The organism is Ruminococcus flavefaciens ND2009 (genome assembly GCF_000621785.1).
Classification (GTDB): Bacteria; Bacillota; Clostridia; order Oscillospirales; family Ruminococcaceae; genus Ruminococcus; species Ruminococcus flavefaciens_C.
Genome location: NZ_KK211347.1, coordinates 572,222 through 592,948 on the forward strand (window position 1 = coordinate 572,222; position 20,727 = coordinate 592,948).

A 20,727-nucleotide genomic window follows, 5' to 3' on the forward strand; every position below is an offset into this window, starting at 1 on the left:
TTCCTTTTTTCATAATTTAAGCAGCAGCTTAAATTATCACAATAATTTTACATATTCGATAGCTGAAAAAGCCTTGACACAGGGCTTAAAAAGGACTATAATAAAGTTATAGGTTATTGGTCGTATCCAATAAAGGAGGATATTGAAAATGAATGGAAAGCTTAAAAAAACACTGGCACTGACAGCTGCGGGAGTTATGGCAGCAGTACAGTGCAGCACCGCAGGTCTTTTCACTTCCATTGCAGCAGGGGAGACAGCTGCAACATCTTTCCCTTACGTTATTGAGGGCGAGAAAATGGAGGACGCTGACCTGTGGACAAGTATCTATCAGACAGAGATACCCGGTTATTCGGGGGATGGATTCTTCTATCTGACAGCATCACCTGCTTCATTTGAGGTGACTGTTCCCGCCGACGGAATGTACTCCATAATGGTACACGGCGCACAGATCCTCGACAAGGGCGCAAGACAGCAGGCTGTCAAGATAAACGGAGTAAAATACACAACTCAGGCAGCCTATTCCGATAAGTGGACGGATTATGACTTCGGAATGGTGCGAATGAACAAGGGTGTGAACACTATCGAATTCATCAGTGAATACGGCTACATGGCAATTGATACGGTAACGGTGGACGAGGCACAGTTCCCCGACCTCTCAAAGGCTGACGGCACAACAGTTGATCCCGATGCTACTCCCGAAACAAAGGCACTCATGAAGTACCTCAAGAGCGTTTACGGCAAGCATATCCTTTCGGGTCAGCAGGAGATATACGGCGGCGGTCATGGCGTTGATACCACTATCCGCTATGACGCAAATGCCAACAAGTGCGTGGACAGCGACGGCGTTGAGTACGTCATCGACGAGGAGAGCTGGGACAAGACCGAGAGCGGCGAGAAGTTCCCATGGCACTGCACAGGTCCCGACGGACAGGTCTATACCTACAGCACTCAGAACCGCAACTACTCATACAATGACTATAACTTTGAGGTAAGATACATCAAGGAGCTCACAGGCGAGGAGCCCGCTATCCGCGGCTTTGACTTCGGAAGCTACTGCCCCTGCTATGCCTGGGACGACGGCGTGGCACAGCGTATGATCGACTGGGCTACCAAGAAGAACGGTATCTGCACAGCTTCATGGCATATAAACGTTCCTACAAGCAAGGCTGACTATACTCTCGGAGAGCCTCTTGACTTCTCCAAGACCACATATACCGAGAAGACTGACTTCATCACCAAGAACTGCATGGTAAAGGGCACAATGGAGTATGATTACTTCCAGCTCTGTATGAAAAATCTTGCAGCTGAGCTGAAGAAGCTCCAGGACGCAGGGGTTCCTGTTATCTTCCGTCCCTTCCATGAGGCGGAGGGCAACCCCAGCCGTACCGAGGATCCCATTGACGGTTCCGGCGCATGGTTCTGGTGGGCGAAGGAAGGCGCAGTTGTATACAATCAGCTGTGGAACTTCCTCCAGGACACACTGAGAGACGAGTACGGTCTCCACAACCTCATCTACGAGCAGAACCTGTACGCATGGTCTGACAATTCCGCAAAGTGGTATTCGGGCGATGACAAGGTGGACATCGTAGGCTTTGATAAGTATAACTGCCAGTACAACCGTCATGACGGCAAGCAGCAGGGAACTCCCAACGAGGACGCTGAGGCTGGCATATTCTACACGCTGAACAAGTTCGTCAAGGGCAAGAAAATGGTAGCAATGCCCGAGAACGATTCCTGCCCAAGCCTGAACAATATGCAGGTCGAGCACGCATACTGGCTGTACTTCTGCCCCTGGTACGATTCAGAGCAGTCTCACTTCCTCTGCGGCAAGGAGTATCAGGACCCCGAGACCTTCACAGAGCTTTACAAGAGCGATTTCTGCATCACACTGTCAGAGCTCCCCAAGGACCTCTACAAGGGAAGCGCAGAGCAGCCCAAGACCACCACAACTACCACAACAGCTCCCAAGGTGACCACCACAACAACTACAAGCAAGCCTGTTGACAAGGACATCGTTTACGGCGATACCAACTGCGATACAAAGGTAGAGCTTGCAGACGCTATCCTCATAATGCAGTCCATTGCAAACCCCGACAAGTACGGTCTGAAGGGCACTTATGAGAAGCACCTCACCGAAAAGGGCAAGGCAAACGGCGACGTTGACAAGGAGACAGAGGGACTTACCTCCAACGACGCTATGTTCATTCAGGAGTTCCTTCTCAAGAAGAGAACAACTCTTGACCCAAGCGCAAAATAACGACCTCCAATAGAAAAGCTGCACGGTTTCCGCCGTGCAGCTTTTGGTTTATTCCTCTGATGATATTTTTAGTAATTCGTTGAAGATATTATAGATATGGGGGAATTTCAGCTTTGTTCTGAGGGGCTTCATATCCGTGTCGGTGAAGCAGTGAGAGGAGCTTCCCTCGGCGCAGAGCTCTCCGGTTTTCAGGCTGATGACCCTGTATGCCAGGTGGAGGGTAGTTCCGTTGAACTTAGTCACTTTTATGCCGGACTGAAAAGCCTCCCCGAAGACCAGCGGATGCTTGTAGGTGCATTCCACGGACAGCACAGGCATGAGGACGCCTTCCGCCTCTATATTCTCAAAGGGCATACCTGCCTCAGCAAGATAGTGGACCCTGGTCTCCTCGAAAATGCGGATATAGTTTGAGTGATGGACTATCCCCATTTTGTCTGTTTCGTAGTAGTTTACCTTTCTTTCGTATGGTCTGATCTCTGTCATAGTGTTTATCCTTTCTGTATGGCATTTGCAGTTTTTACGCCGCATACCGTTGATTTATTGTTTTTTTTGTGTTATAATAATTTTATCATTTTACCCGGAGGTGAGATATGAAGCTCAAAAAACTTCTCAGCAGCATACTCAGCAGCAACGCCGCATTCGTGATCCTTCTGCTGTTGCAGATAGGTTTCCTGATGCTGGCGGTAATGAGCCTGGGAGAGCGTTTCGTGTTCGTATATTTCGCTCTCATCGTACTTGATATAATACTTGCCATTTACCTGACAAACAAGAACGATCCCATTTCCTATCGTGTTTCGTGGATAATCATTATCAGTATCTTCCCCCTGCTGGGCGGAGTATCCTATCTGTTCATCAAGCTGACCCAGCAGTTCCCCAAGTCCATAGATATGCGCAACCAGAAGCAGACAAAGGCGCTTCTGGTGCAGGAGGACGCTGTCATGGAGGAGCTGAAGCTGAGCTGTCCTGATTCTGTCAATCTTGCACGGTATGTCACCGACTTCGGACTTTATCCCGTTTACAGGAATACCTCTGCAGAGTACTTCCCCCTGGGCGAGATACAGTTCGAGAACCTCATAGCACAGCTGGAAACGGCTAAGAACTTCATCTTCCTTGAGTTCTTCATCATCACCGAGGGCTATATGTTCGACGTGATGTCCGAGCTCCTTATCCGCAAGGCTAAGGAGGGTGTGGACGTAAGGCTAATGTATGACGGTATTGGTACGGGAATGCTCAATTCCGTGAAGCCCTTCCGCAGACTTGAGGAGGGCGGCGTCAAGTGCAAGGTGTTCAACCCATTCCGTCCCATGATCTCCTCGGTGCAGAACAACCGCGACCACAGAAAGATAGTCATAATCGACGGACACACAGCCTTCAACGGCGGGACCAATCTTGCAGATGAGTACATCAACCGCAAGGAGCGTTTCGGACACTGGAAGGACACTGCAATTATGGTAAGGGGACAGGCTGTATGGAATTACACAGTCATGTTCCTCCAGCTCTGGGAGAAGGCAGAGGACGAGGAGTTTCTGAAATATCAGCCTCAGCACTCTGAGTTATTCAGCTTCCTGGGCAGCGATGGCTTTATACAGCCATTTTCCGACTCTCCCCTTGACGAGGAGCCCGTTGGAAAGCGTGTTTACATGGAGCTCATAAACAATGCCCGCGAGTATGTCTGCATAACCACGCCATACCTGATACTTGATGAGGAGATGCTCAACGCTCTGGGCTTTGCGGCAAAAAAGGGAGTGGATGTGCGCATAATCACACCCCATATCCCCGATAAGTGGTACGTTCACATGATAGCCTGGAACAACTACGCCACCCTTACGGAAACAGGAGTAAAGATATACGAATACACTCCCGGATTTATCCATGCCAAGACCTGTGTTGCGGACGGAAAGACCGCGGTGGTCGGCACTATCAATTTTGATTACAGAAGCTTTTATCTGCATTTTGAATGCGGCTCAGTGCTGTATGACTGCTCCGTGATAAAGAAGATAGTCCGCGATTTTGAAAAGACCGTGGAGCTTTCACATCTTGTCACAGCGGAGGAGTGTGCTGCAAGACCCGTATTGAAGAAGGCAGCAGGAGCGGTGCTGAATATGTTCGCACCACTGCTCTAACGGTATTCCTCTCTTAGTATACTGTATACCCTGACGTCCACCACGCCCTTGTTGGTACGCTCTGAGCGGCGCAGGGTACCCTCGTATGTCATACCGCATTTTTCCATGACACGGCCCGAAGCAGGATTGCGCGGGTCGTGTTTTGCTTCTATGCGGCAGGCTCCCACGGTGTCAAAGAAAAAGCCCATGACAGCATGAAGGGCTTCCGTGGTATAGCCCTTGTTCTGAAAGGCTCTGCCGATGCAGTAGCCCACCTCTATTGTGTCAGTGTCATCGTAAACATTGGCAGCTGATACGGTACCCACGGGTTCGCCGATCTCTTTCGGCACTATAGCCCAGTGGTACCATCTCATGTCTCTGTACTTTTCTTCCCAGAAGCGGGCGAGACTTTGTGTTTCCGAAAGAGCGGAGTGATTTTTCCACCGCAGGAATTCCGTTACCATCGGGTCACTTGTCCAGTTGCGGAAAGCCGCTTCCGAGTCGGCATATTCAAAGCGCCTCAGAACGAGGCGCTTTGTTTCAAGTTTAACTGTTCCTTTGTGTTCCATAGTGTTTAGTCATGGCGCAGGTATCTTGAGGTCTTCTTGCGCTTTTTCTTTTCGTACATTATCTCGTCAGCCTGAGTGATGAGCTGGAAAAGGGTCTGACCGCCTGAGACCCCGGTAACGACGGTACCGATACTTGCGGCAATGGCATAGGGCTTTTTTATGAGAATGTTAATGTTTTCCAGCTGAGAGTAAAAGGCGGTCTCAACAGCTTCTGCGTCCTCCTCAGCGGCGTCCTCGCCGAGAATGATGAACTCATCACCGCCGAAGCGGGCACATATCCTGCCGTTTCCGCAGCAGTCCCTGATGACGCCTGCAAGGCGCTGGAGAGCGAAATCACCCTCCTTATGACCGTAGTTGTCATTGATCAGCTTCAGACCGTCCATATCTATAAAGGCGATAAGAAGCTTGCTGCCCTTTTCCTGGCAGTTCCTGAATATGGTATCGGCAGTCCTGATGAAGCCGTTGCGGTTGTAGATGTTGCACAGCGGGTCGATGACGTAGAGCTTATCCAGCTCGTCTATCATGCTGTTAAGGTGATGCAGCTTGCGTATATTCTCCACAGAGTTGCTTATATTGAGGATAAGGGTGTGACACAGCAGGCTCTTTGTGGGGAACTGACTGTTTGTGAAGATATAGTATCCCAGGCACCGCTCACGGAAGTGGAGGGGCAGAAAGTAGCTGACATTGCCGCCACTGTGAAGCTTACGGGGATGCATATCAGCTGCGCTGAACTGCTTGACCGGAGAGTTCATACCGCCCTCTATAACGAGGGGAGCGGTCATGTTTTCGGTGTATCCGTTTATCTGAATGTCTTCGGGGACGCGGCTTTGTGAAGATCCCTTGATGACCTTATCCCAGTTTGTGCACAGGCATACAGCGAACCTGTCAAACTTCAATTCATTTATGAACTGCGCGATAGTGCGCATATTCGAGTCTGAGGTCTCGTTTTCCGCAAGCTCTGTCGTCATGCGGTTTATGACGGAAATATCGCTCTTACAGCTGCCCAGCGTCTTGTAGATCGACACCATGTATTCAACCATATCGTCCATGCTGCCGCTGCTGCACCCGCAGCTTCCCGTGAAAACAGGGGAGGACTCAAGGGTGGTGGTCTTTTCGTGTTTTTTGCCCTTGATGACGTCAATGAGTATCTCGCAGGCTTTGTATCCTGCCTCGTCCAGAGGACGTGAGACCGTAGTCAGGGCAGGAAGGTGATGTCTTGCGTTGTAGGTGTTGTCAAAGCCCGTGACGATAATATCATCGGGGACTACATAGCCGAAGCTACTGAGTTCCTCAACGGCAGCCAGAGCCATTGCGTCATTTGCACAGATAATGGCTTCGGGACGGGGCTTGCCTGACCTGATGAACTTTTCCACAGCTTTTTTTCCGTCCGAGGGCCTGAACTCTCCGAAAAATACCCTGTCCATATCAGTGACAAGAGAATTTGCGGACATGACCTCCAGGAAGGCTCTGTATCTGGCAGATGCTTCGGGATTGGCAAGAGGACCCGAGATATAGTTTATGAGCTTTGCACCGTGTACCTTTATGACATGCTCGACTATATCCTTCATAGCCTGATAATTGTCGATACTTACGTTATAGAATTCGGGGTATTCGTCGCAGTCCAGTACTGTGACGGGGAGCCCTGAGGCTCTTACTTTTGACAGTATCTTTTCCTTTTCGACGGGATCGCTTATGGTATTGGTCATGAGGATAACGCCGTCGAACTTCTTGTAATTTATAAGGGAATAGATATTGTACTCACCCTGATCGTACCTGCTGCTTGAGAGAACTCCGCCGAATGCACAGAAGCATGATATGTTGGCATGAGATCTTTTGGCACAGGCAGTTATTCCGTCCAGGATACTGTTCTGGTACTCCTCATCTATTCCCGCAACTATAACGGCAAGCTCTATTATCTTATTCATGGTCATATCCCCCCGATCATATCAGAAACAGTAATATATTTCATTATAACACATAATAGCTATTATTGCAACATTAAATCGTGATTTTTTGTATATTATTTCAGCCGCGCGACCGGCAGAAAAAAGACCCGAAAGAATTCTTTCGGGTCCTGTGTTTATCTTTTGAGAAGTCCCAGCTGATACTTCTGTGTGAGAATGCGCATAACGCTTTCGTCTATCCTGCTTTCTGGTATCTCGCCGCTGCGGACAGCCCTGCAAACCTCGTCGATAGCCTGACGGTAGTCCACGGGCATGAGGATAATATCCATACCTGCCTTTATAGCCAGCTTTGCAGCCTCACCCGAGGAATACACCTTTGAGATGGTATTCATCTGGTGAGCATCGGTGACGGCAATACCGTCAAAGCCAAGCTCACCGCGGAGCATTTCCGTTACTGCCGTATATGAAAGGTCACAGGGAAGATCGTCACCGAAGCCTGTTACGGTCTGGTGTCCAACCATAACGAAGTCCGCGCCGTTTTCTATAGCCGCCTTGAAGGGAACGAACTCGGTCTCGCGGAGCTCCTCCACAGAGCGGTCGATGACTACCGTTGAATTGGTGTGGGTGTTGCCGTCCTCGGCGCCAAGCCCAGGGAAGTGCTTCAGCGTAGCGCAGACGCCGTTGTCCTGAAGTCCCTTTGTGACTCCGCAGACCATATTTGCGACCACATCGGGGTCACTGCTGAATATTCGGTCTCCAAGCTCGTTGCCGCTGCAAATATTCACGTCAGCAACGGGAGCGAAGTCCACATTGAAGCCGAGACTGTGCAGGTCTCTGCCGAGAGCGGAGCCGATGTCATAGGCTGTGCCGTAGTCATTATCCCTGCCGTAGTAAGCCATATCGTAGAATGAAGCGGTACCCAGCTTCTGAGCGCACCTTGCAACAGTTCCGCCCTCCTCGTCCACGGCGGTAAAAAGTCCCACACCGCAGGCGCTCCGTGAGTAGCTCTGAGTATTGCTTATCATCGCCTTTATCTGGTTTTTAGAGGTAAGGTTCTGGGCGAAGTAGATGATACCGCCCACGGGGTAAGCCGCCAAAGCATTTTTGGTGCCGTTACCCACCTCTCTCATGGGAGAGATACCCGTTATAGCCTCGGGAGTCACCATGAACATCTGTCCCACCTTCTGCTCAAGGCTGAGCTCATTGAGCACCTCGTTAGGAGACGGGTCATGGTTTATGGTAGTAGTGGTAACGGTGGTGGTAGTCCTTACCGCTGTAGTATGTCTGGCGGCAGTTGTATGGACATATCGCTTGGTAGTGACGGCAGGCTCATAGCTCTGCTGCTGTGGTTCATAGCTGTTATCATCATCGGAGCCGCCATCGTCAGCAGGCTCCTCACTGTCATCATTGTTTACGCCGTCGGAGCTGTCCTCGATTTTCTGATTCTGAGCCGCAGTTGTAACAGCAGCGGAAGCGGTGACAGCAGTGGTTTCCGCCTTAGCGGTCACGGGAGCAGTGGTGATGAACTCGGTGACCGTTTCCTGGATAGGTGATAGTTCTTCTGTATCGTAAAACTCCTCGGTAACGGCCTCAGGCTCTGTCGTGCTGTCGGACTCGGATGAGGTCTTTGGAGCCCTTCCGCAGCCTGTCAGCATAAGGGAGATACCGAGAATGCAGGCAATATGTTTTTTCAGTTTCAAGATGTCTTCCTCCTGTTGATGTTGTATATAACTATAATAACATAGCGCCTGAAAAATGTCAATAAAAACAATATTTTACAGTAAAAAACTCCCCGATATATCAGAATATCGGGGAGAGTTTTTCAGTTTGTACTGAGTATGTGCTTCCTGAGAGCCGCCATGTCGAAAACGTCGATCACTCCGTCGCTGCACAGGTCACCGTTAAGGGGAGCAGCCAGGCTGTCCTTGCCGAGAAGGAACCTCTGCATGGCGGTGAGGTCTGCAACGTTGCACTTGCCGTCGTTGTTGACATCGCCCCTGACGGGTCCGCTGACAGTGGGAGAGCTGCCTGTTATCTCGGCGTCTGTGAGGGCGCACTTGTATATCTTCAGGTTGTCTATCTCGCCCTTGAAGCAGGTGTCGTCTCCGTAGTAGGACTTGCCGATATAGCAGCTTGTGCCCGAACCCATATCAGCTATCTGACCGTGAGTTTCGGTGGTCTCGCTGACGAACTTTCCGTCAATGTAGAGCTTTGAAGTTGCGCCGCTGAAGACCATGGTATAGTTATGCCAGTTCGTACCGTCGGCATCGCGCTCAATAACGGTCTCATCGCGCCATGAATCGGTAGTTGCGGCAAATCTGAAAGTATCCTTTGCAACGCGGAAGAAGATGTATTTCTCATCATTCTTACCTGCGGCAAAGGTGAAGAAGTTGCCCTCCGACTCGGACTTTATGTCCATGCTCACCGTATAATCGCGGCAGCCGTCCAGCAGTCCCGAGGGGAGCTCCGCAAAGGCATTGTCGCTGCCGTCGAGACGAAGTCCCTTTCCGCTAAAGCCGTTTCCGTCAACAGAAGCACCGCTGCTGAGCCTGAGGTCTCCCGTGCCGTTTTCAAAGTCGATGTCGATAACGGGAGCGGGAGTCTCTGCCTTGCTGACTGGAGTTCCGAATATCTTCATTTCATAGACCTGGGGATTGTACCAGTTATTGTCGGGATTGTTCTGGAGGGTAGCATTCTTGACGTTGAGCCTTACATACCTTGCCCGTCCCTTGAGCATATCGCTGTTGAAGCCGTAGGTCTTGGTGACCGATTCGCTGTTCTTGTTGGTGTGATCGAGGATCTGTGTCCAGTTGACGCCGTCAAGGCTGCCCTCCACGGTGTAGGTGTAGTAGCCCTCAGAGCCCTTGCAGATGTACCAGGAGGTCTGGATATTTGCGAGGTCACAGACCTGTTCAAGGTCCACCTGAACGTAGAAGGGCCACTTTTTATAGTCGCCGATGGCATTGAAGGAGCTCTGGTATGAGCCGTCCACTGCCTTTGCGGGGGAGTTGCCGCTCTTTGCCGCCAGTGAAGATGAAGCAGGCTTGTCCTGTGAGATGAGCTCGCCCTGCTGAACGGGGAAAAGGTCTCCCGTTGAGGTGTTGTATTTGAAGTAGGGGCAGTAGTCATAGAAGGCGAAGCCGTTGTCGAAATACAGGGGGCACAGCGTGGTTCCGCTGGTATCTGAGGCTCTTAGCCAGCGGTAGGCGTGCATGAGGTAGTTCTTGTCCTGCATATTCACTATCCAGCCCGACTGTGATGAGAATGTGGAGGTATTGCCTATGCTGCGCAGGTCGCTCCAGTTGCCGCCGATGTCGGTGGTAACGCTGTAGGCGCCGCTGCTGGGGTACCAGCCTGCCGCCTGTGAGGTGAACAGGAAGTAGTAGCCGTCCTTCTTGATAAGGTTTGGGAATTCGCGGTACTGATCCTCAAAGAGAGTTTTTACCACGCGGGTGACATCGCTGTAATCCTCGTTCATCTGGAAGATGTACATGGTAGCGTTGGCACCCTGACCCTCCTTGTTGGCTGCTGCGATAAGGTAGCCCGTTCCGTCATCGTCAAAGAAGATAGCCATATCGCGGACCTGTATATTCAGGGGATTGTAAACGTGGTGCACCGTGAACTGTCCGCCGGGAGTACCTGTTATAACAAGGGCTTTACCGTCGCTGTAGCCGCTGGGCTTTTCCCAGTGCGCCCAGACCACCACCTTGTTCTTGGCGGGGATATAGTCGATGTGAACGGACTCTATCTTACAGCTTGCCAGTGCCGAATTCTGGGAGCTGTCCGCCACATTTTTCTCGTTGGAGAACCATTTTCCGTCCTTTGATGTGGTCTCCGCAAGGTAAATATCGTCCTTGCCGGCGTGCTTTTTCAGAGAGTAGCTGTAGTAGGTGTTGCCCACCTTGTAGCCGCTGGTCTCATAGACCAGATTGCTGCCCTTCTGATTGTCATAGGTGCTGAGCCCCGACGGAAGGTCACAGGGAGTCAGCTCCTTGACCTGAGAGCAGTTCTCGCTGTTCTTGCCGATGACCTTCAGCTGATAGTAATAGGTCTGTCCCGCGGACATATCGTTGTCCGTCCAGGAGTTTCCCGTGCCCTCGTATACTGGCACAAAGCCGCTGCTCTTGTCGGTTGAGCGGTACAGCACATAGCTCTGTGCGGAGAGCGTAGTAGCCCACTGGAGCTCTGCGTGGTCAGCCTTGCCGCTGTCGGCAACGGTAAAGAGGTTGCCCACCAGACCTATCTCCTCGGAAAAAGCCTCTGAGGGAGCCTGTCCTGCTGCCTGAACACGGGACAGCTGCACGGGAGCTGCCGAAAGTGCCAGAGCTACAGCTGCCGCAGCGGACAGAAGTTTTTTTCTGATATTCATGATATTCCTCCTTTATGATAAAATAAAGTATATGTCAACTTAATTATATCACATTCATGCACAAATAGCAATAAAAAAGATGATACACGAGGTATCATCTTCATAACTTATTTTATCACCGCAAACGCCTGTTTCAAGGTAGATGCGGGGATTATATCCATATCGTAGTCCTTGGGGTCAACAGCGGACATTGACTGCTTCGGCACCACGCAGGTGCGGAAGCCCATACGCTCTGCCTCGCGGATACGCTGGGCGATATGTGATACTGAGCGTATCTCGCCGCCGAGACCTATCTCACCGAAGGCGATGAGCTGCTCGTCTATCTGCTTGTCCATTATACCCGAGTACAGCGCCATAGCCACGGGAAGGTCTCCCGCAGGCTCGTCCAGACGAAAGCCGCCGACGATGTTGAGGTACACATCAAGAGTTCCCATGTATATACCCAGGCGCTTTTCCAGTACGGCAATGATAATGCTGAGCCTGTTGAAGTCAAAGCCTGTAGCCATTCTTCTGGGAGCGGCATAGCTGGTCTTTGAAGCCAGTGCCTGTACCTCAGCAAGAATAGGTCTGCTGCCCTCCATTACACAGGCAACGCAGGTTCCCGAAACATTGTGGGGGCGTCCCTCAAGGAGCATCTGCGAGGGGTTAGCCACCTCACGGAGCCCCTTATCAAGCATCTCAAACACGCCTATCTCGTTGGTAGAGCCGAAACGGTTCTTCACAGCGCGGAGAATACGATAGCTCTGGTGGCGCTCGCCCTCAAAATAGAGCACGGCGTCAACGATATGCTCCATTACCTTAGGACCTGCGATAGCGCCGTCCTTGTTGACGTGTCCCACTATGATAATGGGTATCTCCTGATTTTTTGCGGTGTGCATGAACAGGTTGGTACACTCTCTTACCTGAGTGAGACTTCCGGGGCTTGAGGTTATCCTGCCGATGCTCATGGTCTGTATTGAGTCGATGATAGCTATATCGGGGGCGCTTGCAGCAATGGTCTGAGCCACAGCCTCGGCGTCTGTTGCAGTAAGTATATACAGGTTTTCCGTGTCAACCCCAAGGCGCTGGGCGCGGAGCTTTATCTGTCTTGCTGACTCCTCTCCCGAGACGTAGAGAACGGAGTGGTCCTCGCCGAGAAACTGGCATATCTGGAGGAGAATGGTGCTCTTACCGATACCCGGTTCACCGCCGAGAAGAACAAGAGAGCCTTTCACAAGGCCTCCGCCGAGGACTCTGTTCAGCTCTCCGATACCCGTGTCATAGCGGACGTCATTGTCGGCGCCTATGTCCTCAAGCTCGAGGATACAGTCGGAAAGATCGTGAGCAGCTCCCTGAGAAGCTGTTCCGCGACCGCCTGCGGGAGAGACATCGGCGATGTCTTCCTCAAAGCTGTTCCATGCGCCGCAGGAAGGGCACTTGCCGTTCCACTTCGTGCTTTCGTAGCCGCACTGATTACAGGTGTAGATATATTTTGATTTAGCCATAAATTACCTCATGAAAGGAAGGCATTTTCGATGTTTTCTGCTGTGAGATCGTACTCTCTTCCGCAGCGGACCGTGCTGTCGGAGGGCTGGAAGCTGCTGATGTCTGCGCCTGCCATGGACCAGCACTGGATAGAGCCGTAATAATCGGCAGCGAAGAATATCTTTGAGCTTACGTCGAACTGGATACCGCCGTCAGCGTCTGAGGTAACGGAAAGCTCCTTTACGCCTTCTGTATCGAGATAGAGGATACGTGCTTCGGAGTCGTTGAGGAGACCTGTTGAAACGACTACCTCGGGGAGCTCGTTCAGATCAAGGTCAACTATCTCAAAGGCAGCGTCTTTAAGTTCCTGGCTGCTGAGGATCTCATTGAGCTTATCCTTGTAGAGCTGCTTCTGATCGTCGGTAAGGACCTGAGGCCAGCATTTGCTGCGGCGTATAGCATAGTTCACGGCGTCTGTGCCAAGTGAGAACTTCCTTCCCACCTTGACGGTGAAGGAATCCTGGTAGGGCAGGAGAGCTTCCTGGAATTTTGTCAGTGTAACGTCCTCGCCGTTAACTTCATAGCGGATAACTGCGCCTGAGGAAGCGCTGTCTGCATTTGTGTAGAAGTTCACGTCGGTAACGAAGCTGCCGTCCTGATAGGTCTGGTATTCGCCCATTTTGAAGCCTGTTCCCTCATAGAGGAAGCCGATGGCGTTCATTTCGGGTATGTAGTCGATAGTGCCGTAAGAGCCGGAGTTGGTTATGAGATCGGCTCTTGTGCCGATGAGCTTATATACCTCACACTTTGCCGCAACGTCGTCGGAGGGCGAGATTATGAGCTCGGGTGTTTCATCGCCTGTCAGGTCGCGGATCTCGAACATGGAGGTATCAGTGTACCTGTCTGAGTTCTTGAAGGCGATGAGGATAGTCTCGAAGGGCTCCTGCCAGTCGAAAGTAATACTCTGAGGGGAAGCTTTCAGAGCCAGGGGGTCTACCTCTGAGCTTTCGGCATTCTTCTTGCTGCTGCATCCTGCACAGGCTGAAAGTAAAGCTCCTGCGGTGATAAAGGACAATATCTTATCAAATTTCATTGTTGTTTCCTCCCAAATATCTATATATAAATATTGTACCACTTTTGACGAACTCTGTCAATAAATATATTATTACAGTTCGGATAAAAGAGTCAGAGCCTGAGCTCCCAGAAGTACTTTCTTGCGGACTGAGGGAAGTCGTCCATTACGCCGTGCTCGGGGTCATAGAAGGTACCCTCGCAGTACAGCGACCAGTGCCAGCACCGCGGAGTTTCCAGGCTCAGCAGGCAAAGGGGCGGAAGCTCCTCCCTTGAGGAGACCTGTTTTCTCTCGTCTGATATACTGACTCCGTGGGATCGGAAGGTGTGCTTCATTTCCTTAAGGTCGGTCTCGCGGTCATTATTGAGAAATTCGCATATATATTCGGGAGTTTTCCCCAGCACCATAGCCAGCACAGCCTGACCGCACTGCAAGTCGGTGGGCTCATGGATATATCTGATGTTCATCGTATCACCTCTGTTATATTTTACAACATATCGCCTCAAAAATCAATGTAAATCATAATTTAGCGCAAGCGCTAATAGTGATCAGTGCATAGTGGTTAGTGATTAGTTAATGTGTTCGCTGGGCTGACATTATTTAAATAACGTCGCCGAAGGCAACACCAAAACTAAACACTAACCACTAATAACTATTCACTTAAATCATAACAAACACAATGCCCCCAAGCGTCTTTGAAAACGCCGGGGGCATTGTTCTTATGAAAGTATCTGTCTTGTGTTTCTTGCATTTGTACGTTACGGCTCAAGAGAGGTTATCTTCCTGAGGAGGAATTCCTGTATCTTGAGAGCGTCATTTGAGGTAAGACCTGCGGTGGAGCTGTCAACGTCGCCGTTGAGCTTGCCCCGGTCTGTCAGGTGCTTGTCGTTGGAGCCTTCGAGACCGTATTTATCTGGATTTGCAAGGCTCTGCATAATGAGTATAGCGTCAGCCAGCTCGACCTTTCCGTCGCAGTTGGTATCGCCGTAAAGAATATCCTCCTGAGGCATATCCGTAGCCTCTGCTATATTGTCGAAGTCCAGCCAGAGCTTTACGTATTCGCTGTCGGGAGCATACGCGGGAGATGCGGAATTCTGCGACGAGAGCTCATTTGCGCTGAGTGCCTTGCTGTAGACTCTCAGCTCATAGAAGTCAGCCACAGAGTTTCTTCCCGTTTCGGGGCAGGCGCCCAGTGTCAGGTTATAGTCAGAGTGAGCCACGCCTGCTGTGGTGCCAACAGCCTTCTCGCCGATTATCTTGCCGTCGCAGAAAACGCGGAGCATATTGCTCTGAGCGTCATAGATACCTGCGACCTGATGCTTTTTGCCTATCCAGCCCGATGAGGCGTCGGTCTTCATATCACAGTAGAGACTGCGCCACTCACCGCCTGCAAAGATAAAGAAGTCAAGGGTATTATTTCCTGCGCGGAAGCCGAAGGCGTAATCGCCCTTGCCTGCTAACATATTGAACTGCTGAGAGCCTGTGGGAACTACATTGACCTCAACTGTGAATGAGTTATTGCCCTCCAGAGCAGAGTCGATGTCGCTGTTGTGGGGGATAGTGAGGGCGCCGGAGATATAATTGCCGCTGTCGGAGCTGCCAAGCTTTGCGGAGCCGCCTACGGGGATAGTGAGAGCGTTTCTGCTCTTGTCCTGAACGGATACGCCGTTGGAGCGGAGCTTTGCTGCTGCGCCGGTCATTTCCTTGTCGGAAGCACCGGAAGCCACAGGCATGATAGTATATTTCCAGCTGTAAGTCTTTGATGAGGGCAGGCGGTACTTTTCCAGTGTAGCCTGACCGCAGGTAGCGCTTCCCGTACCCATTGAACCGTAGTCCACGCTGAGGTAGGTCTCGGAACGCGGGCGGAGCTTGTATGTATGGTCGGCATTCTGGAGATCCTCGGGAGTGAAGTGGAGCGCGCTTGCCTCCACAGAGCCTTCTGCGGCGATAAGGAGTTTGAAGTCCTTCTGCTGTGAGCCTGCCGAGATCCATCTTACGTCGGTGAGGTTACCGCAGTCATCAGCCTTCATGTAGGGATAGAACATCTCCGAAACGGTGCTGTTCCATACGCCCAGTCTGCCGCCGCTCTTTCTGTCATTGAAGGTCTCAACGGGACCGTTTCCGTACCAGCTCACATTCTCGCTTCCCTCGGGGAGCTTCATGATCGAGCCCACGCGGATGAAGTTGCCCAGACCTGATTTAGAGCCGTCAACGTGGAACTCAACGTCTGTGCTGCCGTCGCAGTGGATGGTGTAGGTTATATCCACTTTGGTATTGCCTGCATTGGTGAGTGTGAGGTGAGAGATGACCACCTTTGCGCCGTTTTCGCCGTCCTTGACGTCGATACCGTCACAGCGCGCCTTGTCCATAGCGTTGCGCCACTTTGTATCGAAGGCGTTAGCGCGGGCGCTTCCGCCGTCATTTTCCACATTTCCTCTCCAGAAGTTTGGAGTGGGTCCCTCCTCGATGAGGGTATTGCCCTGATAGGAGTATTTTCTCATGAGACCTGTGGACTTGTCGATGAGCATATTGAAGCCGTGACCTGTGGGAACGAATGCGTCGGGAGTTTCCACAACGTCAACGTTATCGGTGCCGTAGTCATACTTGACAGTGCTTCCGTTTGCGGAAACAGCCACCTGACCGTAGGAGATCTCAGTGCCTTCGGGTACGATGTCATTGCCCTGTTTAGTCTTTACGGACAGCTCAAGAACGAACTCATCGCCTGAGACCGCGGTCCTTGGAATGGAATAGGGAACGGTGAGAGCCGTCTTTGTAAGGGGAGCACAGGAAGCATTCTCGAGAGTGCCGTCCTGAATGGAAATGCCGTTTTTCAGCAGCTTCCAGTTTACCTCAAATTCGCTGAGGTCTGCGAAGTTGTTCTCGTTATAAACGTTTACAGTCTGAGGAGCGCCTTCCGAGAACCAGAAGTTCTGATACTGGAATTTTACCTCAGAGAGCTCGGGCTGAGGATTTCTGTCAGGGCTTACCAGACCGTTCTCACAGAAGCTGTTGTCGTTGGGCCAGTCGCCCCAGTCGCCGCCGTAAGCGTAGTATCTGCCCTTGATCTCTTCGGAGTAGAGGTTCTTCTGAGCATAGGGCTCGGAGAAGTAGTCCCAGCCGCCGTTGGGAAGTGGAGTAGCTCTTGACTGATCCACCCAGTCCCAGATGAAACCGCCCAGCATATTGTCTGCGCTTCTTATAGCGTCCCAGTACTCCTTGAGAGCGCCCACGGAGTTGCCCATAGCGTGGTCATATTCACACATAACGTATGGCATTTTTCCGTGGCCTGCATTATTCCTTATGCCGTCAGATGATGGGTACATATTACTGCTCATGTCAACGCCCATACCGCTGCCCTGACCCTCGCTGTGAACGGGACGTGAGCCGTCCTGCTTCTTGAAGTACCAGATCATATCGCGGAACATACCGCCTGCGTCATTGGGGTTGCCTGTGTAAGCCATTTCGTTGCCGATAGACCATGCAACAATAGAGGGATTGTTCTTCAGTCTTTTGAATGCGGTCTCTGTCCTGTCCATAGCAAGCTCATAGAACAGAGCCTTACCGTTATTATTGTTCATAAGGGCGTGGGACTCCAGATTGGTCTCGCCCATGACATACATACCGTACTTGTTGCACAGCCAGTACAGGTAGGAATCGTTGCTGTAATGAGAAGTTCTCACAGCGTTTACGTTGTTGAGCTTCATCTGCCTGATGTCCTCGCGGAGGGTCTCCTGAGGAACAGCCTTGCCATTGAAGGGGTCGGTGTCATGGCGGTTGACGCCCTTGAGGAGGAGGCGCTTGCCGTTGATGGTAATAGGCTCCCAGCTCTTGGTGGTAACTCTGTATGATGAGTCAACAGCCGCAGGAGTGAAGCCGATAGTTCTGAATCCCAGCTGAGCGGAGATTATCTCCTGAACATTTCCGCGGTTGTCGGTAAGCGTCAGCACCAGCGCATAGAGGTCGGGGTGCTCGGCTGACCAGAGCTTTATATTCTCGGCAGAGGTCTCTATCCTTGCGGTGCCGTCGCTCCATGCCTTCAGAGAGATACCTGTCTCGGAGCCGCTTCCCAGGACGTTGACGCCGTTCTCGTCGAATGCCTCTGCCTTCACCTTCCAGTCGAACCTGTCATTGCCCGAGGAGTTCCTCAGGTCAAGGTCGATAGTGAGTGAGGAACTGTTGTTTTCGGTGTTGACGTTGGTATGCACGGCGTAGTCCCTGATCTGTGTCTCGGGAGCGCTTACCAGGAACACGTCGCGGAAGATACCTCCGTCATATATCATATCCTGATCCTCGAACCAGGTTCCGTCGCAGAACTTGTGTACCTCTACTACCAGGTCATTCTCGCCCTCCTGGAGATAAGAGGTGATATCGAAGCGGTGGGGACTGAATGTGTCCTCGCTGTAGCCCACAGCCTTGCCGTTGAGGTAGACATAGTAAGCGGACTCAACGCCGTCAAACTCGATATAGGTACGTCTGCCGCTTTCCAGCATAGAGCTGTCGGGAGTGAATATCTTCTTGTAGATACCCACGGGATTGTAGTTTGTCGGAGCCTGTGGCACGGGTACGTTGCTGTCGTATTTAGCCTGCCACGGCTCATTGATATTGGAGTAGATAGGGAAGTCAAAGCCCTGACAGGTCCAGCTTTTCGGAAGCTGAACGGTCTTCCATATACTCTCATTTGGATCATCGATGTACTTGTTGTTCAGAGCGTAGTTGATGTGGCTCTCCGCCTCCTTGGCGTTCTGCACCACAGTGAGCCGCCAGTCCTGATCCTTGCCTGTGAGCATCTGGAGATATTCCGAGCTCTCACGGGCGTTGTAGTCCCAGACCGCATTCACAGCGGAGTCCGTGTCCTGGAAGGGCACAGGGTTACAGGAAGCCGATTCGCGGTTCACAGCGAAAACGTCCTCTGCACCGTTTCTGCCTGTCCATTCGCTGCCGCTGAACTTTACGTCTGCTGCTTCTGTACGGACAGGCGGCAGAGCGGACAGCGACATTGCAGCCGCCGCAAAGGCAACAGCTGCTGAGATGAGTCGTTTCATAAGTATTTCCTCCTTTTTAATAATTCCCCTTTAAGCGTATTGTGCTGAATTTATATCTTTTTCGGCACATATCCTCTTATTATGTATAATATAACACAAAAATAACTTAAATGCAACACATATTTTAAAGATATGGTGCAATTTTTTCATATTTTCCAGGTTAAGTTCATCATCTTACCGAAAAAAGCTCCCGCACATGAGGTACGGGAGCTTTTTAGTTTGGTATATACGGGCTCAGTCGCTTTCTAGGATATTCTTTATGTCCTGCATACGGCTGTCCCACTCGGCACTCTGGTCCGCGCACTTTTTAAGATCATCGGTGAGCAGGTCCAGCTTGTATGGGGGAAGATCTTTTTTGTAGCGCAGCTTATGCTCAAGGCTTGCCCAGAAGTCCATAGCGATGGTGCGGAGCTGCACCTCAGCCTTCACAAGACGTTTCTCATTCTCAAGGAAGATAGGCACAGCCACGATAAGGTGGAGACTTCTGTAGCCGTTGGGCTTGGGGTTCTGTATGTAGTCCTTTTTCTCGATGAGGGTGATGTCGTCCTGACGGAGGAAGCAGTCGGCAAGGCGGTAGATGTCCTGCACGAAGGAACAGACTACCCTTATGCCTGCAATATCGCATATATCGCGCTCGATAGCTTCCATATTCCGCGGGATATGCTTGGTCATTATCTTGCGGAAGATACTGGAATAGCTTTTGATCCTGGACTGTATGAATTCGATGGGGTTGCTCTCGCCGTTAAGTGAGAACTGCTCATTGAGTACGCGGAACTTGGTCTCGATCTCCATAATCGCGCACTTGTAATATGTGAAGAACTGCTGCATGGGGATCATATTGCTCTCAACGGACTGAAGGAACTCAGCCTCTGACATATCGGTCTCAGCGATCTCACGCAGACTTCTTATAACATCGTTTTTGACGTTCATGGTTTATCCCTTTCATTTATTAGTGATGATTATATTATAACATCACAGCGCAAAAAGGTCAATGACAGCGGCGGTAATTTCATTTGTTTGACACAAAGCTTCCTCATGTGGTATACTTAGCTATATTACGAAAGGAGAGGGAAATATGAAGCAATACACAGTTGATGCCTTTACGGACAAGTTATTCTCGGGAAATCCCGCGGCGGTCTGCATAATGGACAGCTTTCCTGCGGACAGCCTCATGCAGGGGATCGCTGCCGAAAACAATCTTTCCGAGACCGCCTTTGCAGTCAAAGAGGGGGAGCATTATCACATACGCTGGTTCACACCTGCAAGTGAGATAGACTTCTGCGGTCATGCCACGCTTGCGGCAGCCTATGTGCTTTTCAGCTTCTATGAGAAGAACAGTGAGAGTATCGGTTTTGTCGGACAGCGTGGCAGCTTTTCCGTTTCTTACAGGAATGGGCTGATAGAAATGGACTTTCCTGTCTATTCTCTCGAACACGCCGAGATAACCGACCTTATGATAGAGGCGCTGGGGACCATTCCTCTTGCGGCATACCGCGACCGCGACCTGCTTTTTGTGCTGAGAGACGAGGACGAGGTCAGAGGACTTCAGCCTGATATGGCTTTGCTCTCACAGCTGGACGCCGCCTGCGTGGCAGTTACTGCAAAGGGCAGCGGCTATGACTGCGTGTCGAGAGTATTTGCCCCCAAATACGGCATAGCCGAGGATCCCGTCACAGGCTCTACTCACTGCATGATAGCCCCATACTGGAGCAGAAGACTGGGGAAGGAGACCCTCACCGCCTTTCAGGCTTCCAAGCGGACAGGAGAGCTTTTCTGCACTGTCAGGGGCGACAGGGTACTGATAGCAGGCAGAGCGGCGTTGTTTTCGATCTCTGAAATAATGCTGTAACATTCTTCGTGTATTATCAACAATTTGCCTGAAAGGTATTTGTGAGTTCCTACAAAGTTCCTGTGACACTATTGACTCTTACGTTACGTCATGGTCTAT

Annotated in this window: 13 protein-coding genes; 3 read left to right on the forward strand and 10 right to left on the reverse strand. The window is 51.1% G+C overall.

All coding sequences use genetic code 11. From position 1 onward, the window contains the following. Positions 1 to 148: 148 nt before the first annotated feature. Positions 149 to 2,257: a glycosyl hydrolase gene (locus T488_RS17975; RefSeq protein ID WP_037298050.1), complete on the forward strand. Its 2,109-nt coding sequence runs from the start codon at positions 149 to 151 to the stop codon at positions 2,255 to 2,257. A gap of 48 nt (positions 2,258 to 2,305) precedes the next feature. Here the strand turns inward: T488_RS17975 and T488_RS0112800 are convergent, their stop codons facing one another. After that, on the reverse strand, positions 2,306 to 2,740 hold the full coding sequence (locus T488_RS0112800; protein WP_028521143.1) for an acyl-CoA thioesterase: 435 nt from the start codon (positions 2,738 to 2,740) through the stop codon (positions 2,306 to 2,308). A gap of 107 nt (positions 2,741 to 2,847) precedes the next feature. Between T488_RS0112800 and cls the strand changes: the two genes are divergently transcribed. Continuing rightward, positions 2,848 to 4,380: a cardiolipin synthase gene (gene cls / locus T488_RS0112805; protein WP_028521144.1), complete on the forward strand. Its 1,533-nt coding sequence runs from the start codon at positions 2,848 to 2,850 to the stop codon at positions 4,378 to 4,380. Here the strand turns inward: cls and T488_RS0112810 are convergent. The 9 genes from T488_RS0112810 to T488_RS0112850 all read right to left on the reverse strand — a co-directional run bounded on the left by T488_RS0112810 (position 4,377) and on the right by T488_RS0112850 (position 19,709). Next, entirely contained in the window at positions 4,377 to 4,928 is a 552-nt protein-coding gene (locus T488_RS0112810; protein WP_028521145.1) for a GNAT family N-acetyltransferase, read from the reverse strand. The two genes, cls and T488_RS0112810, sit on opposite strands and share 4 nt — an antisense overlap. Before the next feature lie 5 nt (positions 4,929 to 4,933). Further along, the gene (locus tag T488_RS0112815; protein WP_028521146.1) at positions 4,934 to 6,853 is read right to left on the reverse strand and encodes a GGDEF domain-containing protein; all 1,920 of its coding nucleotides are present in this window, start codon (positions 6,851 to 6,853) and stop codon (positions 4,934 to 4,936) included. Between the two features lie 155 nt (positions 6,854 to 7,008). Continuing rightward, positions 7,009 to 8,532, reverse strand: coding sequence for a glycoside hydrolase family 3 protein (locus tag T488_RS17980; protein ID WP_051536473.1), 1,524 nt, complete (start codon positions 8,530 to 8,532; stop codon positions 7,009 to 7,011). A gap of 122 nt (positions 8,533 to 8,654) precedes the next feature. Further along, a complete protein-coding gene (locus T488_RS18970; protein ID WP_051536474.1) occupies positions 8,655 to 11,201 on the reverse strand; it encodes a LamG-like jellyroll fold domain-containing protein in 2,547 nt (848 codons plus the stop codon). 107 nt (positions 11,202 to 11,308) lie between these two features. Then, positions 11,309 to 12,685: a DNA repair protein RadA gene (gene radA, locus T488_RS0112830; RefSeq protein WP_028521147.1), complete on the reverse strand. Its 1,377-nt coding sequence runs from the start codon at positions 12,683 to 12,685 to the stop codon at positions 11,309 to 11,311. 8 nt (positions 12,686 to 12,693) lie between these two features. Then, positions 12,694 to 13,758 (reverse strand): hypothetical protein, encoded by a 1,065-nt coding sequence (locus T488_RS0112835; protein WP_028521148.1) that lies wholly within the window; start codon positions 13,756 to 13,758, stop codon positions 12,694 to 12,696. Positions 13,759 to 13,850: 92 nt separating this feature from the next. After that, on the reverse strand, positions 13,851 to 14,204 hold the full coding sequence (locus tag T488_RS0112840; RefSeq protein WP_028521149.1) for a hypothetical protein: 354 nt from the start codon (positions 14,202 to 14,204) through the stop codon (positions 13,851 to 13,853). 291 nt (positions 14,205 to 14,495) lie between these two features. Next, positions 14,496 to 18,779, reverse strand: a complete 4,284-nt coding sequence (locus T488_RS17990; protein ID WP_051536475.1) for a glycoside hydrolase family 2 TIM barrel-domain containing protein — start codon at positions 18,777 to 18,779, stop codon at positions 14,496 to 14,498. Positions 18,780 to 19,013: 234 nt separating this feature from the next. Beyond that, a complete protein-coding gene (locus T488_RS0112850; RefSeq protein WP_028521150.1) occupies positions 19,014 to 19,709 on the reverse strand; it encodes a GTP pyrophosphokinase in 696 nt (231 codons plus the stop codon). 145 nt (positions 19,710 to 19,854) lie between these two features. On the opposite strand from T488_RS0112850, the gene T488_RS0112855 reads away from it, so the two are divergent. After that, positions 19,855 to 20,628: a PhzF family phenazine biosynthesis protein gene (locus T488_RS0112855; RefSeq protein ID WP_028521151.1), complete on the forward strand. Its 774-nt coding sequence runs from the start codon at positions 19,855 to 19,857 to the stop codon at positions 20,626 to 20,628. Positions 20,629 to 20,727 lie beyond the last annotated feature (99 nt).

Bases quoted from the DNA above. Each gene is read 5' to 3' on its own strand.
- T488_RS17975 (WP_037298050.1), top strand. From the start codon at position 149: ATGAATGGAAAGCTTAAAAAAACACTGGCACTGACAGCTGCGGGAGTT.
- T488_RS0112800 (WP_028521143.1), bottom strand. From the start codon at position 2,740: ATGACAGAGATCAGACCATACGAAAGAAAGGTAAACTACTACGAAACA.
- cls (WP_028521144.1), top strand. From the start codon at position 2,848: ATGAAGCTCAAAAAACTTCTCAGCAGCATACTCAGCAGCAACGCCGCA.
- T488_RS0112810 (WP_028521145.1), bottom strand. From the start codon at position 4,928: ATGGAACACAAAGGAACAGTTAAACTTGAAACAAAGCGCCTCGTTCTG.
- T488_RS0112815 (WP_028521146.1), bottom strand. From the start codon at position 6,853: ATGAATAAGATAATAGAGCTTGCCGTTATAGTTGCGGGAATAGATGAG.
- T488_RS18970 (WP_051536474.1), bottom strand. From the start codon at position 11,201: ATGAATATCAGAAAAAAACTTCTGTCCGCTGCGGCAGCTGTAGCTCTG.
- radA (WP_028521147.1), bottom strand. From the start codon at position 12,685: ATGGCTAAATCAAAATATATCTACACCTGTAATCAGTGCGGCTACGAA.
- T488_RS0112835 (WP_028521148.1), bottom strand. From the start codon at position 13,758: ATGAAATTTGATAAGATATTGTCCTTTATCACCGCAGGAGCTTTACTT.
- T488_RS0112840 (WP_028521149.1), bottom strand. From the start codon at position 14,204: ATGAACATCAGATATATCCATGAGCCCACCGACTTGCAGTGCGGTCAG.
- T488_RS17990 (WP_051536475.1), bottom strand. From the start codon at position 18,779: ATGAAACGACTCATCTCAGCAGCTGTTGCCTTTGCGGCGGCTGCAATG.
- T488_RS0112850 (WP_028521150.1), bottom strand. From the start codon at position 19,709: ATGAACGTCAAAAACGATGTTATAAGAAGTCTGCGTGAGATCGCTGAG.
- T488_RS0112855 (WP_028521151.1), top strand. From the start codon at position 19,855: ATGAAGCAATACACAGTTGATGCCTTTACGGACAAGTTATTCTCGGGA.